The following is a 14,873-nucleotide window of genomic DNA, read 5'->3' as shown; positions in this document are numbered from 1 at the left end:
TCGGTCGGGACTTCCCCGCGTCACCCGCATACGATGAGCCGCATGGGTGACGTACTGGCCGGATTTCATGCCGCCTGGGAGTTCGAGTCCGACTCCGTGCTCATCCGCTTCGAACGGGGGATACGCACGCCGAAGCTCTTCCAGGCGCTCGGTGAGCGGCGCATCCCCCTGGAGGCGATCGCGGGGGTTTCACTGACACCCGGGAAGCGGGGCACCGTCGTACTGCGTGCCGTACCGCGACCGGGCGCCGATCCGCTGATGGAGGCGGCGGCCGACCAGCTCAAGGAGGGCTCCGACCCGTACCGGCTGGTGCTGCCGGCCGAACGGGAGACGCTCGCGGAGTACTACGCCGACGAACTGCGGGCCCGGCTGACCGGGTCGGATCCCGTCGATCGCTTCCTGGTGGCGGCTCCGGAGGTGCCGCTGCAGTTCAAGGCGTACGACGGCAAGGCGTCGTTCGACGGGCGGTCGGTGTCGTTCCGGTGGTTCTGGACGGGGGCGTCGTCGGCGAAGTGGAAGGCGGGGGACCAGAGTTTTCCGGTGAGTGCGCTGGCTGGGGTCGAGTGGCGGTCGCCGGAGCTGTTCGAGGGGTATCTGCGGTTGCTGCGCCGCGACGCGTCCGGGGAGCGGCCGGCTCAGCCGGACCATGACCCGGCCGCGGTCGTGTTCGGGCTCGGGTACGGGCCGGTGCACGAGTCGTTGCCGTTCGCCGCCGCGGTCCTCGCCGCGGTGCGCTCCGCCGGAGGTGCGGGGGCGGGGGCGGCACCCGCCGACGCCGGGGCCCGGCGGGATCCGGCCGACATCGCCGACCGGATCCGGCACCTCGGGGAGTTGCATGAGGCGGGGCTGGTCACTGATGAGGAGTTCAGTGTGAAGAAGGCGGAGTTGTTGGCTGAGCTTTAGCCGACCGCCGTTCAGGGAGCGCGATGTGTGCGGCTGCGGGTGCGTCGTGGCTCGTCGCGCAGTTCCCCGCTCCCCTTTGGGGCGCGCTGCGCTACTCCCTGCCTGCGGAAGCGAAGCGCATGTCCGCGTAGCGGTCGCCTGCCACCTTTGCCGCTATCGGTTCCAGCAGGGCCATGTCCTCCTCGCCCAGGACGATCCTCGTCGCCGCCGCGTTCTCCTCCACCCTTGCCGGCTTGCGGGTGCCCGGGATCGGGACGACCGGGAGGCCGTGCACCGCCGACTGCTGGTGGACCCAGGCCAGGGCCGTCTGGCCGAGGGTGGCGCCGTGGGCCTCGGCGACCTTGCGGACGGGGTCCAGGAGGGCCGCGTTGGCGGCGGCGTTGTCGCCGGTGAAGCGGGGCTGCTGACGACGGAAGTCGTCGGCGGTGAGGTCCTCCGCCTTGGCGAAGGAGCCGGTGAGGAAGCCGCGGCCGAGCGGAGAGTAGGCGACGAGGGTGACGTCGAGCTCGCGGGCCGTGGGGACCACGTTCGCCTCGATGTCACGGCTGAAGAGCGACCACTCGGACTGCAGGGCCGCGATGGGGTGCACGGTGTGGGCGGTGCGTAGCTCGGCGGCCGTGACCTCGCTCAGGCCCAGCTGCTTGACCTTGCCCTCGCGGACCAGGTCGGCCATGACGCCGACGGCCTCCTCGATGGGCACGCTCACGTCGCGGCGGTGCATGTAGTAGAGGTCGATCACATCGACGTCGAGACGGCGCAGGCTTCCCTCGACGGACTCCCGGATGTGGGCGGCGTCGTTGCGGATGATCCGTTTCGTCGGGTCGTCGGGGTCGATGGCCAGGCCGAACTTGGTGGCGACGACGACCTCGTCCCGGTGCGCCTTGAAGAAGGGGGACAGGAACCTCTCGTTCTCCCCGGCGCCGTACGCGTGGGCCGTGTCGTACAGCGTCACGCCCAGTTCCAGCGCGCGCTCCAGGGTGGCCCTGGACTCCGCCGCGTCCGAGGGGCCGTACGCGAAGCTCATGCCCATGCAGCCGAGGCCCTGCACCCCGACCTCGGGGCCGTCGGCGCCCAGCCGTGCCTTGGCGATGCCGCCGTTCGTCCTGCCGTCCGTCATGAAGCCCTCTCAGACGCCAGGGCCCGCCCGGCGTCAGCGTAGAAGTTGATCTTTCGGTCGAGCACGCTCAGGGTGTCCTGCAGCTCGGCGATCCGGGACAGGACGTCGTCCCGGGTCGACTTGAGCAGGTCGAAGCGCTCGGTGTAGGTGTGGTCGCCCTCGCGCACCAGCTCGGCGTAGCGGACCATGTCGGCGACCGGCATACCGGTGAGCCGGAGCTTGCCGACGAGGTCGAGCCAGTCGAGGTCACGGTTGCGGTAGCGGCGCTGGCCGGTGTGGGAGCGGTCGATGTGGGGCATCAGCCCGATCCGCTCGTACCAGCGCAGGGTGTGCGCCGTCAGCCCGGTGAGGTCGACCACCTCGCTGATCGTGTATCTGTCCTGCCCGTCCGGCCGACGCGGCTTGAGCGGCGGACCGGCGCAACTGTCGGTACCGGCAGTACTCGTGGCACTCTCGACACTCGTCGTACTCGTGGTCTCCATCACCGTCATGACCACCACGCTAAAACCTTGGAGCGCGCTCGAAGCAAGCGAATCAGGTGAGAAAACGCGAGGACGTGACGTGAACTCGCTGGTTAGCGTGCGGACATGAGTCTCGTACGACGTGCCACGGCCGCGGACGCGGCGGAAGTGCTCCGGCTGCGCCAGGTGATGATCGACTCGATGGGGCCCCCGGGAGTGGGCGGTCCCACCGGCTGGCACACGGAGTCCCTGCCGGTCCTGCGGCGCCGACTCGGCGGTTCCGAAGGGGAGTTCGCGGCCTTCGTCGTCGACCATCCGGAGCGGCCCGACGCGCTGGCGGCGCTGGTGGTGGGGACGATCGACTACCGGATCGGGAAGCCGGGCAACCCGCGGGGCGCGGTCGGGCACGTCTTCAGCGTGGCCACCGACCCGGACTGCCGGCGCCGGGGGTACGCCCGCGCCTGCATGGAGGCCCTCGTCGAGTGGTTCCGCGAGGTCGGCGCCGGACACGTCCACCTGACCGCCTCCGCCGAGGCCGAGCCCCTGTACGCGTCGATGGGCTTCCGGCGCCGCCCCGACCCCTTGATGCAGCTGAACCTCTGAGCCGCTTAGGCTCGTGGGCATGTCACTGCAGAGCCTCGCCCTGATCGAGAACTGGCCGGTTCCCACCGCCGCCGCCGCTGTCGTGCGGGCGGACGGCACCGTCCTCGGGACCCACGGACCCCTCGGGCACCGCTTCCCGCTGGCCTCGGTCACCAAGCCGCTCGCCGCGTACGCCGTGCTGGTCGCGTACGAGGAGGGGGCGATCGAGCTGGACGAGGCGGCGGGGCCGGCGGGGTCGACCGTGCGGCATCTGCTGGCGCACACCTCGGGGCTGGCCTTCGACGAGCACCGGGTGACGGCCCCGCCCGGGGAACGGCGGCTGTACTCCAACGCCGGTTTCGAGGTGCTCGGGGACCATGTGGCCAAGGCGGCGGACATCCCGTTTGCGGAGTACGCGCGGCAGGCGGTGCTCGAACCGCTCGGGATGACGTCCACCTCGCTGGACGGCTCCCCGGCGAAGGACGGCGTCTCGACCGTCGAGGACCTGGTGCGGTTCGCCGCCGAGGTGCAGGCGCCCCGGCTGCTGGACCCCCGGACGGTCGCGGCGGCGATGACCGTGCAGTACCCGGGCACGAAGGGCGTCCTGCCGGGCTACGGGCACCAGAACCCCAACGACTGGGGGCTCGGCTTCGAGATCCGGGACTCCAAGTCGCCGCACTGGACGGGCACTTCGTCGTCGCCGGGGACCTTCGGGCACTTCGGGCAGTCGGGGACGTTCCTGTGGATCGACCCCGTCGCCGGACTGGCGTGCGTCGCGTTGACGGACCGGGCGTTCGGGCCGTGGGCGGTCGAGGCGTGGACCCCGTTCACGGACGCGGTGCTCGCGGAGCTGCGGGGCTGAGGTACTTCTGACCACCGGGGGCCTCACCCTCCGCCCGACGCCTTGGCCAGGCACTCGAACCACACCGTCTTGCCCCTCCTGTCGGGGTACGGCTCCACCCCCCACCGGTCGGTGACCGCCTCGACGAGGAGCAGACCACGCCCGCCTTCGGCGAGTGCGTCTCCGGTTGCAGGTACGGGCAGTCGCGAGCAACTGTCGGCGATCTCCACCCGCACGCCGCCGCGTCGGAGCAGGAAACAGATACGGCAGCGGCGATCTGGTACGTGCCGGACGACGTTGGCAACGAGCTCTGTCAGCGCCAGCTCGGCAGCGTCGACCACCTCCGGCATGCCCGCGCCGGTGAGGCAGAGCCGCAGAATGCGGCGAAGATGCCGAGCCGAGTGCTCGCCCAGCGCGAACTCGGCGCAGTACTCGTTCTCGATGTCCGTCATGTCCGCCGTCGACGGATCGGTTACGTGATTCACATCACCAGAGTGCAACGCTTCGCTTACGCTCGACTACGCAAAGAAACGAACGCCACGAGGCGTTGGAAGCCGGAGGTACCGCAGTGGCCAACATCCAATCACTCGACCCCAGCGCTTCCCCGCTCGACTACTACGGCTGGGAGTTGCGCCGACAGCGCGAGGCGCACGGCCTCAAGCAGGGCCAGCTCGGCGAGATCATCTTCTGCACAGGCTCGTTGGTCGGTCAGATCGAGACCACGAAGAAGATTCCCACCCGCGACTTCTCCGAGCGGGTGGACGCGGCGCTCGGCACGGACGGGGTGTTCTCCCGACTGATCGGCCTCGTGCTCCGCAGTCAACTGCCCAACTGGTTCCAGCCGTACGCGGAGATGGAGGCGAAGGCCACGTACATCTCCACGTACCAGGCACAGTTGGTGTATGGACTGCTGCAGACGGAGGAGTACGCGCGGGCGGTGCTGGCCACCGGCATGCCCGACGATCTCGACGGGCTGGTCGCGGCCCGGATGGAGCGCCAGCGCATCCTGGAGCGGGAGCAGCCCCCGCTGGCCTGGGCGATCCTGGACGAGGCCGTACTGCACCGGCCCGTCGGTGGCCGGGAGGTCATGCGAGGGCAACTGGCCCGGCTGTTGGAGTTCGCCGAGCACCGGTGGATGCGGATCCAGGTGTTGCCGTTCAGGGCCGGTGAACACACGAGCCTGGACGGCGCGTTCAACCTTCTTCGCTTCGATAGTGACCCAGACATCATCTACACGGAGGACCTCATCTCCGGTCATATGACCGCCAACCCTGAGACCATCAGGGAAGCCGCACGCCGTTACGCTCATCTCCAGGCCGCCGCTCTCTCCGTTGAGGATTCGGCGACACTGATCACCCGCGTGATGGAGGAGCGTTATGGAGAACAGCCCGCACCTGGAGAACGCGCGGTGGCGTAAGTCCAGCTACAGCGGAAGCACCGGCGGCGACTGTGTCGAGGTGGCCGACGGCTTCCCCGGTACCGTCCCCGTGCGCGACAGCAAGAACGTCAGCGGCGCTGTCCTGATCGTCGGCCTTGACGCCTGGCGGGCGTTCGTGGACGGGCTCCGGTAGAAGGCAGGCTCGTTCGATTGTCAGTGGTGCCCCCTACGATCGGTCTCGCAGCTGTTCCAGCTGTCGGGTCCTGCGATCAGGGGGTACGCAATGGGGACGTCATCGGCGAAGATGCGCGCGCCCGAGCCGACGATCGCACCGATCACCTCACTCGCTTCGCGGGTCCTGAGCGGCGACATCGTTTTACCCAAGTTCCAGCGGGCGTTCGTCTGGACCCCGCAACAGATCCTGTATCTGCTCGACTCAGTGCGCCGCAACTACCCCATCGGCAGCCTGCTCATGTGGCGCACAACGGCCAAGTTGGCCAGCGGACACGAGATCGCGGGCCTGGACACCGTGCCGCAGCACGAGGGCGCCCCGGTGCACTACGTCCTCGACGGTCAGCAGCGACTGGCAAGCCTGGTCGGCGCGCTGCACGGCTCCGGGGCGATCTGGGAGATCGCGTACGACTTGGAGCGCGAGGAGTTCCTGCACCTCACGGAGGAGACCCCGACAGGGCCGCACATCATCCCGGTCCGGGATCTCACCTCGGTCGGCGCGATCCTGTCGTGGATCCAGCGGGACAAGCCGAGCGCCGAGCTTCAGCGTCGCGCACAAGCGCTGAGCGAACAGTTCGCGCACTATCAGGTGCCGTTGGTGACACTGCTCGACGTCTCCGAAGAGGACTCGGCCCGGATTTTCGAGCGGATCAACAGTACGGGCACGTCCATGGACATCGTCGATCTGATCCGGGCCGGCACCTGGTCGAAGGACTTCGACCTCAAGGACGAGATCGAGCAGCTTCTCCAGGTCCTCGACGCCAAGAAGTACGGCCGGGTCGACGCCAAGACCATGTTGCGGACGATCTCGGCGGCAGCGGGCTTCGGCTTTTCCACCAAATCCATCCACGAACTGCGCGGGCTGGACCGTCAGCAGCTCCAGGCAGCCGTCAGCGACGCGGGCAAGGCGGCTGCGCGGGCAGTCGACTTCCTCTCCACCCAGATCCACACCCCACAGGCCGAAGCGCTGCCGTACTACAACCAGTTCGCCGTCCTGGTCGAGCTGTTCAGGCAACTGCCCAAGCCGACGGCGGCCCAGTACGAGGCCGTGACGCGCTGGTTCTGGCTGACGGCGAGCGGCGAGTACTTCAAGGGCTGGCGTGAGTCCCAGATGGGGCCTGACCTGACGGCCGTGACGGAGTTCGCGGCGGGCCGCTCGACGGAGGTCGAGACAGCGGCCGCACTGCCTCGAAGCGTCCTGTGGCAGCGCGCGCAGTTCTCCCGGCAGAACGCGCCCAGCAAGCTTCTGGTGCTCCTGATGTCGTACGAGAAGCCCGTCGATCTGAACACGGGTCTCGTCATCGATGTGGCCGACGCGCTCTCCTGGCAGAACGGGAAGCAGTTCCACCACTTCTTCCCGCGTGCGTACCTGAGGAAGGAGGGGGTGAAGGCGGGGAAGGACAACGTCTGCGGCAACCTGATCATGCTCAGCGCGATCACCAACAACTGGATCTCCGACCGCCGTCCCTCCGCCTACTTGAGGGACCTGGCCAACTGGCACGGCGAGGACAAGCTGCGGGAACGGCTGCGCACCTGCCTGATCGAAGAGGACGCGTACCAGGCCGCGTTGCGCGACGACTACGACGCGTTTCTGCGGGCCCGCTCGGAGACACTGCACCGGCGGCTCATGGAGCTCATCGGCTCGGCGGCGGGAAGCAGCGCAGACGCAGAGCCGTTCGCCCCCTCGCCCGACCCGGAGCCCGACCCCCCGGTAGCCACTGACTCAGAACCTCTCGACCGCGACTCGGTGGACTGAGGGGGTGTGGGGCGGTGGTACGGATGCGGGACGTACCGGCCCGGGACCGACCACGCGAACGGCTGTTGGCGCGCGGCGCGGAGGCGTTGTCCGATCGTGAGCTTCTGGCGCTGCTGCTGGGCGCGGGGCTCCCCGGCCAGGATGCGGTGGAGCTGGCCGGGCAGCTGATCCACCGGCACGGCGGCTTGTACGCACTGTCCCGGCTCCCCGCGCATGAGCTGGCGGCGGGCCTGGCCGGGATCGGTCCGGCTAAGGCGGCACGGGTCGCGGCGGCGTTCCAGCTGGGCCGCCGAGTGGCGCCGCCACCGTCCTCAGCCCGCCAACGGGTACGCGGATCGGCCGACTTGGCGACGATCGCGGCTCCCCACCTCCACGGCCTGCGACACGAACGCGTCGTCGTGGTCGTCTGCGACGGGTCGGGCTCGGTCATCCGCACGACCGTCCTCACGGAAGGCGCGACGGACCGCAGCCTGCTCCCGGTCCGCGACGTCCTGGCCCTGGTCCTCGCGGCGGGCGGCACGTCGTTCGGCGTCGCCCACAACCACCCCACGGGTTGCACCGACCCAAGCGAGGCCGACCGCCGCGCCACGACCCGCCTGGCGGCGGGGGCGGCGGCGGTCGGTCTGCGGTTCCTGGACCATGTGGTGGTTACGGATGGGGGGTGGCGGCGGGTTTCGCGCGAGTGAGCTGGGGTGAGGCTACAAGCGTCCTCCGAAAGCGGCGTCGAGTAGTGCGGGGCGCAGTGAGGTCAAAACTGCATCCTGTTGACGGCCAAGCTGATCTGCGGCTTCAGCCTTGCTGAGTTGAGCTGCGATCTCGCGCTGCGAGTGCAAGTCAGGGAATGGGACGCTCGTCGCGAGCAAGCGCGACGCTGCTACTCGTTCTCGCCTTGCGCCGACGCCCTTGGACTCCTTGCTGAGGAGTGCCCAGAAGCGCGGCCACTTACACAAGTGTCCCAGATAGGCAGGATCCAGAACATCCGGATCAACAGCAAAAGTAGGGAACTCCGGGGAGACGTGACGCCCTTCGAACTCCCCCGGAACCATAGTCAATGCCCCTTCAAAAGCCTTGAGGCGACTCATGACCAATTTGCCTTTCTGAAGCCGGTGAAACTTCGAATATTTGGTATCGGAACCAGAAATCGTTCCGCGGTCGATGAGACCTCGACCGAACCCGTAGACACCTGCCATCGGATAGTTATCGTCTCCCGAGACAGCTACTTCCTCAATACTGAGATTCAACCCATCGCCGAGATCTCTCCAATGCTTCACTTGGCCGAGCAAGGAATCGTAGAGAGCCAACGACGTCTTTTTGGCCTTGGCACGCAGAGACAACGCAAAGGCCATGCGGTCCATCGCTGCGTCGAGCTTGTCAGCGACGCGACGCTGCTCAGCCAGATTAGGGAGAACCACGCGCTTTACACCAAACGTCTTGATACCGAGAGTCCGGTTACGCCCGGCCGATCCTGGAGACGCCTGGCGGATCACATCCAGCCCCGGCCCTCCATAAAAGTACGGAAGCAAATACCGCACATCCGCAATCTCCTGGTTAACGCAATACGTCATGAACCGGTGTGAACCGATCATACCCTTTTCACTGTCGGCAGCAAGCGCAACTGCGCCCTCCCACGCGAAGATGTTGCTGAAAACAAGGTCGCCCGGTTCAATACTGAACACCTTTTTGGCAATGATCTCCCGGCCCGCAACGGGATCTTTATGAAAGATCCCGTTGCCGAAGGAACGGATACCAATCTCGCGGTACTCCTTGCCCTCCTCGGGAAGGACCGGCCGGCGCACCAGGGTGATCACATCGCCCACAGCGTAATCGGTGAGAGTCATCGCTGCTCACCCAGACCCGCACGCAGTTCCTTCAGCAATTCAAGGATCTCCGTCTCCGTCTGCACCAGCTCGTCCACCAGTTCTTCCGGCGTCCGGTGGGCCAGTTCGTCACCCATGTGCGGGTTGGCGATATCGAGGTTGAAGCCGGAGGCGATGATGTCTGATGCGGGGACGACCCACGCCTGTTCACCCGCCTCGCGGCCCTCACGCTCCTTGCCGCCCCACCAATCGACGCACGGCTCGAACTCCTCGATCCGCATCGGCTTCGTCTTGGTGTAGCCCCGCCGCCCCTCCGGCAGCGGGATCTCGTAGAACCAGACCTCCTGCGTCGGACCGGTCTTCTCGAAGAAAAGAATGTTGGACGGGATCTGCGTGTAGGGCGCGAAAACGCCCTGCGGGAGGCGGACGATCGTGTGCAGGTTGCAGTCCTTCATCAGCTTCTTCTTGATCTTCGCGCCGATGGAGTTCTCCCCCGTGGCGAACAGACTGCCGTTCGGCAGAACGATCGCGCACCGACCACCCAGCTTGAGCTGATCGAGAATCGAGTAGAGGAAGAGCCAGGCCGTCTCCTGGGTCCGGAAGCCGTCCGGGAACGCCTTGACGACCGTCGATTCCTCCTCACCGCCGAAGGGCGGATTAGTGAGAACGACCTCCACCTTGTCGGAGGCGTTAAAGTTCCGCATCTCCAGCAACGAGTTGGCACGTGTGACGTGCGGTGTGTCGATCCCGTGCAGCAGCAGGTTCATGGCGCCCAACAGATACGGCAGCGGCTTCTTCTCGATGCCCCGGATGTTCTTGTGCAGCCGCCTGCGCTGGGTGTCCGTGTTGACCCGACCTTTCAAGTCCTCGTACGCCTGGACCAGGAAACCGCCCGTCCCGCTCGCCGGGTCGAGGATCGCCTCGTCCAGCTCCAGGAAGGACTGCTGGACCATGAACCGGTTGACCGGGCGCGGGGTGTAGAACTCACCCGAGTCGCCGGCCGCATCCCGCATCTCCCTGAGGATCGACTCGTAGACGAACGCCATGGTGTGGATGTCGTTGGTCGAGACGAAGTGGATCTGGTTCACAATGCTGACCAGGTCACGTAGCAGCGTGCCCGACTGCATGCGGTTGACGACGTTCTTGAAAATGGTCGAGATGACGTTGCGCGGGTCCTCTGCGTCGTCACCGACGAGTCCCGCCAGGTGCGGGATGAGCTTCTCGTTGACGAACGTCTTCAGCTCGTTGCCGCTGAAGTCCGGGTTGGTAGCCCAGTCCTCCCACCGGTACGGCTCCTCAATCGCCCGCCGATAACCATCCGGGTCCAGGGCCTCGCCCTCTTGTTCGACACGCTCGTCGAACGCCTTGAGGAAAAGCAGCCAGGAGAGCTGGGGCAAACGGTCCAGGTCGCCGTTCATCCCCGCGTCCTTGCGCATCGTGTCGCGCGCGGACTTGATCAGGGACGCGAGGCGCGCCTGGGATGTAGCGGGGGACTTCTCCGCCGTTTTCTTCGTGGTCGCTGCCATGTCAGCTATGCCGGTCTCTCTGTTCGGTGGGGAAGAGGTGGGTAATGAGTCAATGAGTCAACGTGCTTCATCCGCGAGGGCCCCCGCCCACAACCCACGCACCAGCGCGAGTGCCGCGTCCAGCGTCGGCGGGATGTCCGTGGTCAGCTCCCTCGCCAGGTCCGGGTAGGTGTCACGCCACAGCGGCGGCGGATCGGGGAGTTCGTCCGGGACATCGTGGGTGTCTCGGACGGCGAAGACGTGCCGTACGGCCGACACCAGCGCCGTGTCCCCAGTCAAGCCATCCTCGGTCAGTAGGACTAGGTCCACCAGGTCCTTGACCCGCGTGTTGGGCCGGTCACCGTAGTCACGGGTGAAGGCATGCAGCTTCTCCGCGAAGTGCTGGCGGCGGTCGACGGCTTCCACCGTCCGCTGCGGAGTTCCGGCGAACGCCAGGGAGTTGGGGAGCGGAAGGCGCTCCGTCCGCGCGATCTCCTCGCCCCGGTCCACCACGTCCACACGGACGCCCGCGAAGAGCTTCCCCGCGAGGTGGGCCTCGACGGAGAACCGCCAGCCGCCCCGCCCTGCCGTGTCTGCGGTCAACGAGACGGGCACACCGACACGGAAGCGGAACCAGTCCCGGTCGAGGTCGACGGACAGGGCCTCGATCAGCAGCTCCCGGACTTCGTCGCCATCGGCGTCTGAGCCGCCCTCGGGCCGCAAGGCCAGATCCAGGTCTTTGGTGGTGCGGGCGCGGCCGGTCAGGCGGAACTCCATCGCGGCCCCACCCTTGAGGACCCAGCCGCCGGCCGGGTCCTCCGCGAGGCGTGCCGCCATGCGATCGAAAACGACAAGGCGACGGCGACGGGCCAGGTCGGTGCCGGACTCGTCCGCGTCGTGTTTCAGCCGCGCCTCCAGCGCCCGGCGCAGGTCCGTGGCGTCGCGGTAGCGGCCGGTCACGATAGTGCCCCCAATGCCCGCTCCACACCCAGTTCGGCACGTGCGCCCAACAGTTGAGCCGCATGCAGCAGCTTTCGGCGGGTCACGATGCCCTGCTCCAGTGCGTCGGCCACGGCCCCGTCGATTACGTCCTGGTCGTCACCGTCCGCCGCGCACTCCGCGATCGCGCGCAGCGGGGCCGTCACCCGGTACCCCGTCCGATCCTCGACATCCGACTCCGTCAGCTCGGCACGGTGCAGGATCACCGCGTCCGACTTCTGGCGGAAGCCGTGCGGCACGGTGAGGTGGATACGGGAGGGGTTGGCCGTACCGAGATCATGGACGGCGAGCGCGGTGGCGTGCGAGACGACCGCCCTCCCCTTGCTCCACAGCGACCAGCGCACCAATTGCTCATCACCCTCGCCTGGCAGGTCATTGAACTCCCGGAACCGGTAGAGGGCTCGGTCGATCACCAGCCAGTTGCCATGCTGGGCGTGATAGCGCTGAGCCTGGTAGGAATATCCGGCTTCAAGCGCCTGCGCGGCGGTGAAGTAGCCGCGCTGCCCAGCGGCGGTCCGCCAGAGGGCTGCGCGACTGTCCGTACGGTCTCTGAGCACTCCATCATTCTAGCAGAGCGAAAAACTCAAAGTTGACTTCAGTTACACGACTCCATCTTGCACAAAACTAAAGCATTCTTTTAGTTTTTCACGCTTCGCTTCGGAGACCTCTTCCTACACGACCGACAGCAGCCGGGCGGCCAGCTGGTCTATGGCCTCGCGCGCCTCGCGGGGCCCACCAAACCGCAGGGTCAGGTCCACCACACGGCCCATCGCGTCGAAGGGCGGAACCTTCAGCGTGTCTACTTTCAGCTGGGGCGAGCCCGCTTCGGAGAACTTCACCAGCATCGCCTCCAACACCTCACGAGCCTGCTCCCCGAAGGAGTCCAGGAAATCTCCGTGTTCCCGGCGGAACCAGGTCAGCCGCTCATCCCGACTCACGACGGCGAGTCCCTCCCAGGCCGCGCTGACCAGCAGGTCCACCGGGTCCACGTCCGGCTTGCCCAGTTCCTCCGGCAGTTCCTCCACGTCGATGTCGGCCTCCCGCAGCGCTTCCATGAGGACGGCACGGCTCTTGGCCCGTGCCCACTGGGTACGCAACTGGGCCGGGTCCAGATCCAGTTCGAGCACCTGGTTGTGCACCCACTGCTCGACGCTCACCAGCCGCATCGTCACACCGTCGTCAGCGAGCTGATAGCGCCGCTCGCCCAACTTGTAGACATCGACACCACGCACCCGGTAGCGCTTGCCTCGCGCCTGGATGCGATCGACCTCGTCCTGGTCGGTGACCGTGTCGCCGTCGTCCCCGCCCAGGTCGAACGAGCCGCCCTCCTGCTGCTCGTACTCCGCCTGCGGCTCGGCGACCGAGTCCCCGTCATCGCCACCCATCTCCTCGGCCGGCGGAGTGATGTCCTCGACATCCACCAGCTCACCCTGCTCGTCAGCCGTCTCCTGGAGCAGCTTCAGGGGTGGGCCGTCGAACGCCTTGTCCTCGAAGAGACGGGTCGCCTCCACGAAGTCGATGATGTCGAACGACTCCTTGCCGATCTCCGGACACAGCCGGGTGCCGCGCCCGATGACCTGCTTGAACTCGGGCATGGAGGCCATCCGCCGGAACAGCACCACGTTCCGCACCGCAGGCAGATCCACACCGGTTGACAGCAGCTTGGACGTCACGGCGATGACCGGCTGGCTGGAGTCCGCCTTCCGGAACTCCTCCAGGGACTCCCCCGCGTCGGACACGTCGGCGCTGGTGATCCGCTTGACGAAGTCCGGCAGGACTGCGACCTCCTCGGAGGCGATGTTGTGCAACGCGGTGCGCATCCGGCCGGCGTGTTCGTTGTTCTCGCAGAAGACGAGCGTCTTGCCCAACCGCCCGTCCTCGGCGTTCTTCCGAAGGTAGTCGATGAGATAGTGCGCCGCCGTCTCGGTCCGTTCCAGGATCACCATGACCCGCTCGAACTCCTTGGGCCCGTAGAGATCGTCGGGGATCTCCCGGCCGTAGACGTCCTTCTTGCCCGGCTCGGGACGGTAGCCCTCCACGTCCACGTTCAGCCGGACCCTGCGCACCCGGTAGGGCGAGAGGAAACCGTCCTCGATGCCGTCTCGGAGCGAATACGTGTAGACGGGGTTTCCGAAGTACTCGAAGGTGTCGGTCTTCTTGCCGCTGTCCCTGATCGGCGTAGCGGTCAGCCCGATCTGCACGGCGGGCTTGAAGTGCTCCAGTACCTTGCGCCATCGAGAGTCGCTGCTCGCACTGCCCCTGTGACACTCGTCGACGATGACCAGGTCGAAGTAGTCCGGCTCGTACTCCCGGAACAACTCGGCCTGGGCCTCCCCCTGTTCCAGTGACTGATAGAGCGCGAAGTAGATCTTCCGACCGCGCTTGGCCTCGCCGCCACCGATCTTGTGGACGTCGTCCTCGCCGAAGACCGGCAGGAAGTAGCGGTCCTTTGGGTCGTCGACCAGCATGTTGCGGTCGGCAAGGTAGAGCACCCGGGGCTTGCGTCCACCGAAGGCCCCCGGAGCCTTGGAGAGCCGGGCCACCAACTGGAGTGCGAGCATGGTCTTGCCCGTCCCGGTGGCCAGTACCAGCAGGATGCGGCGCTCGTCACGGGCAAGCGCCGCGAGTGCCCGGGTGATGGCGAGCCGCTGGTAGTAGCGCGGGCGCTTCACGGAGTTGTCGGTGTTCCGGAGGGTGTAGTCGTACGGCGCCGACATCAACTCCTCGCCCGCCTCGGTGCCACGGACGCCCTGATCGCGCAGGAAGCGCGCCCACAGGTCGTCGGGCGACGGGAACCGGTCGACAGGCCGGATGACAGGCTTGTCTCCGCTGAAGTCGATCTCCACGATGTTGCGGCCGTTGGTGGCGTACGCAAAGGACAGGCCCAGCTTGCGCGCGTAACGGCGCGCCTGTTCCACCCCGTTCTCCTCGCTCAGCCGGTAGCGCTTGGCCTCCACCACAGCGATCGGCACATCGGCGATGTACTCGAGCACGTAGTCAGCGGCGAGTGCCGCCCCCCGCTTGTGGCGCCTGCGCGTCGGTACCAACCGGCCGTCGTTGATCCGGTACTGCGGACGGATCTGCTTCTCACTCCACCCCGCTGCCCGCAGAGCAGGAAGGACGAACCTCTTGCACGTCTCGTCCTCGTTCAACTGGTACGCATCGATCCCCATAAAGACAGGTGTACTTCATGCCTCTGACAACGGTGCCCGAACAGCGGAATCGACCAAAGGGATCAGGCCGACCCTGCGGCCCTACCACCGCGTCATTCACCTGACCGTCG

General features: G+C 66.9%; 15 protein-coding genes. 7 read left to right on the top strand and 8 right to left on the bottom strand.

Annotation, left to right across the window (positions count from 1 at the left end; all coding sequences use genetic code 11):
* Positions 1-42: 42 nt before the first annotated feature.
* Positions 43-903: a DUF4429 domain-containing protein gene (locus tag K1J60_RS31520; RefSeq protein ID WP_220649166.1), complete on the top strand. Its 861-nt coding sequence runs from the start codon at positions 43-45 to the stop codon at positions 901-903.
* Between the two features lie 91 nt (positions 904-994).
* On the opposite strand, the gene K1J60_RS31515 is transcribed toward K1J60_RS31520, so the two are convergent.
* Complete coding sequence (locus K1J60_RS31515) at positions 995-2,020, bottom strand: aldo/keto reductase (RefSeq protein WP_220649165.1); 1,026 nt, start codon at positions 2,018-2,020, stop codon at positions 995-997.
* Complete coding sequence (locus K1J60_RS31510) at positions 2,017-2,511, bottom strand: MerR family transcriptional regulator (RefSeq protein WP_220649164.1); 495 nt, start codon at positions 2,509-2,511, stop codon at positions 2,017-2,019. Before K1J60_RS31510 ends, K1J60_RS31515 begins: the two co-directional genes overlap by 4 nt.
* Before the next feature lie 96 nt (positions 2,512-2,607).
* Here K1J60_RS31510 and K1J60_RS31505 point away from each other — a divergent pair, with 96 nt between their 5' ends.
* Together K1J60_RS31505 and K1J60_RS31500 are read left to right on the top strand one after the other, a co-directional pair.
* A complete protein-coding gene (locus K1J60_RS31505) occupies positions 2,608-3,084 on the top strand; it encodes a GNAT family N-acetyltransferase (RefSeq protein WP_220649163.1) in 477 nt (158 codons plus the stop codon).
* 19 nt (positions 3,085-3,103) lie between these two features.
* Positions 3,104-3,925: a serine hydrolase domain-containing protein gene (locus K1J60_RS31500; protein WP_220649162.1), complete on the top strand. Its 822-nt coding sequence runs from the start codon at positions 3,104-3,106 to the stop codon at positions 3,923-3,925.
* A gap of 23 nt (positions 3,926-3,948) precedes the next feature.
* Here K1J60_RS31500 and K1J60_RS31495 read toward each other — a convergent pair whose 3' ends face one another.
* Positions 3,949-4,356 (bottom strand): ATP-binding protein, encoded by a 408-nt coding sequence (locus K1J60_RS31495; RefSeq protein ID WP_220651792.1) that lies wholly within the window; start codon positions 4,354-4,356, stop codon positions 3,949-3,951.
* Positions 4,357-4,472: 116 nt separating this feature from the next.
* On the opposite strand from K1J60_RS31495, the gene K1J60_RS31490 reads away from it, so the two are divergent.
* The 4 genes from K1J60_RS31490 to K1J60_RS31475 all read left to right on the top strand — a co-directional run bounded on the left by K1J60_RS31490 (position 4,473) and on the right by K1J60_RS31475 (position 7,955).
* Positions 4,473-5,321, top strand: coding sequence for a helix-turn-helix domain-containing protein (locus K1J60_RS31490; protein WP_220649161.1), 849 nt, complete (start codon positions 4,473-4,475; stop codon positions 5,319-5,321).
* Positions 5,281-5,475 carry a DUF397 domain-containing protein gene (locus K1J60_RS31485; protein WP_220649160.1) on the top strand — a complete coding sequence of 65 codons (195 nt, stop codon included), beginning with the start codon at positions 5,281-5,283 and terminating at the stop codon, positions 5,473-5,475. Before K1J60_RS31490 ends, K1J60_RS31485 begins: the two co-directional genes overlap by 41 nt.
* A 90-nt stretch (positions 5,476-5,565) precedes the next feature.
* Complete coding sequence (locus tag K1J60_RS31480; protein WP_220649159.1) at positions 5,566-7,269, top strand: DUF262 domain-containing protein; 1,704 nt, start codon at positions 5,566-5,568, stop codon at positions 7,267-7,269.
* Positions 7,270-7,292: 23 nt separating this feature from the next.
* Positions 7,293-7,955 (top strand): JAB domain-containing protein, encoded by a 663-nt coding sequence (locus tag K1J60_RS31475; RefSeq protein ID WP_220649158.1) that lies wholly within the window; start codon positions 7,293-7,295, stop codon positions 7,953-7,955.
* A 12-nt stretch (positions 7,956-7,967) separates the two neighbouring features.
* Here the strand turns inward: K1J60_RS31475 and K1J60_RS31470 are convergent, their stop codons facing one another.
* The 5 genes from K1J60_RS31470 to hsdR all read right to left on the bottom strand — a co-directional run bounded on the left by K1J60_RS31470 (position 7,968) and on the right by hsdR (position 14,763).
* Positions 7,968-9,107: a restriction endonuclease subunit S gene (locus K1J60_RS31470; protein WP_220649157.1), complete on the bottom strand. Its 1,140-nt coding sequence runs from the start codon at positions 9,105-9,107 to the stop codon at positions 7,968-7,970.
* Entirely contained in the window at positions 9,104-10,612 is a 1,509-nt protein-coding gene (locus K1J60_RS31465; protein ID WP_220649156.1) for a class I SAM-dependent DNA methyltransferase, read from the bottom strand. The genes K1J60_RS31470 and K1J60_RS31465 overlap by 4 nt, the downstream gene beginning before the upstream one ends.
* Before the next feature lie 57 nt (positions 10,613-10,669).
* The gene (locus K1J60_RS31460; RefSeq protein WP_259408011.1) at positions 10,670-11,551 is read right to left on the bottom strand and encodes a nucleotidyl transferase AbiEii/AbiGii toxin family protein; all 882 of its coding nucleotides are present in this window, start codon (positions 11,549-11,551) and stop codon (positions 10,670-10,672) included.
* Positions 11,548-12,147, bottom strand: coding sequence for a type IV toxin-antitoxin system AbiEi family antitoxin domain-containing protein (locus K1J60_RS31455; protein ID WP_220649155.1), 600 nt, complete (start codon positions 12,145-12,147; stop codon positions 11,548-11,550). The genes K1J60_RS31460 and K1J60_RS31455 overlap by 4 nt, the downstream gene beginning before the upstream one ends.
* Before the next feature lie 114 nt (positions 12,148-12,261).
* Positions 12,262-14,763, bottom strand: a complete 2,502-nt coding sequence (gene hsdR / locus K1J60_RS31450) for an EcoAI/FtnUII family type I restriction enzme subunit R (RefSeq protein ID WP_220649154.1) — start codon at positions 14,761-14,763, stop codon at positions 12,262-12,264.
* Positions 14,764-14,873 lie beyond the last annotated feature (110 nt).

The organism is Streptomyces akebiae, from assembly GCF_019599145.1.
In the GTDB taxonomy this organism is placed as follows: domain Bacteria; phylum Actinomycetota; class Actinomycetes; order Streptomycetales; family Streptomycetaceae; genus Streptomyces; species Streptomyces akebiae.
Note: the sequence above shows the minus strand (reverse complement) of the source record. Positions and strands in the feature narration are given on the sequence as shown.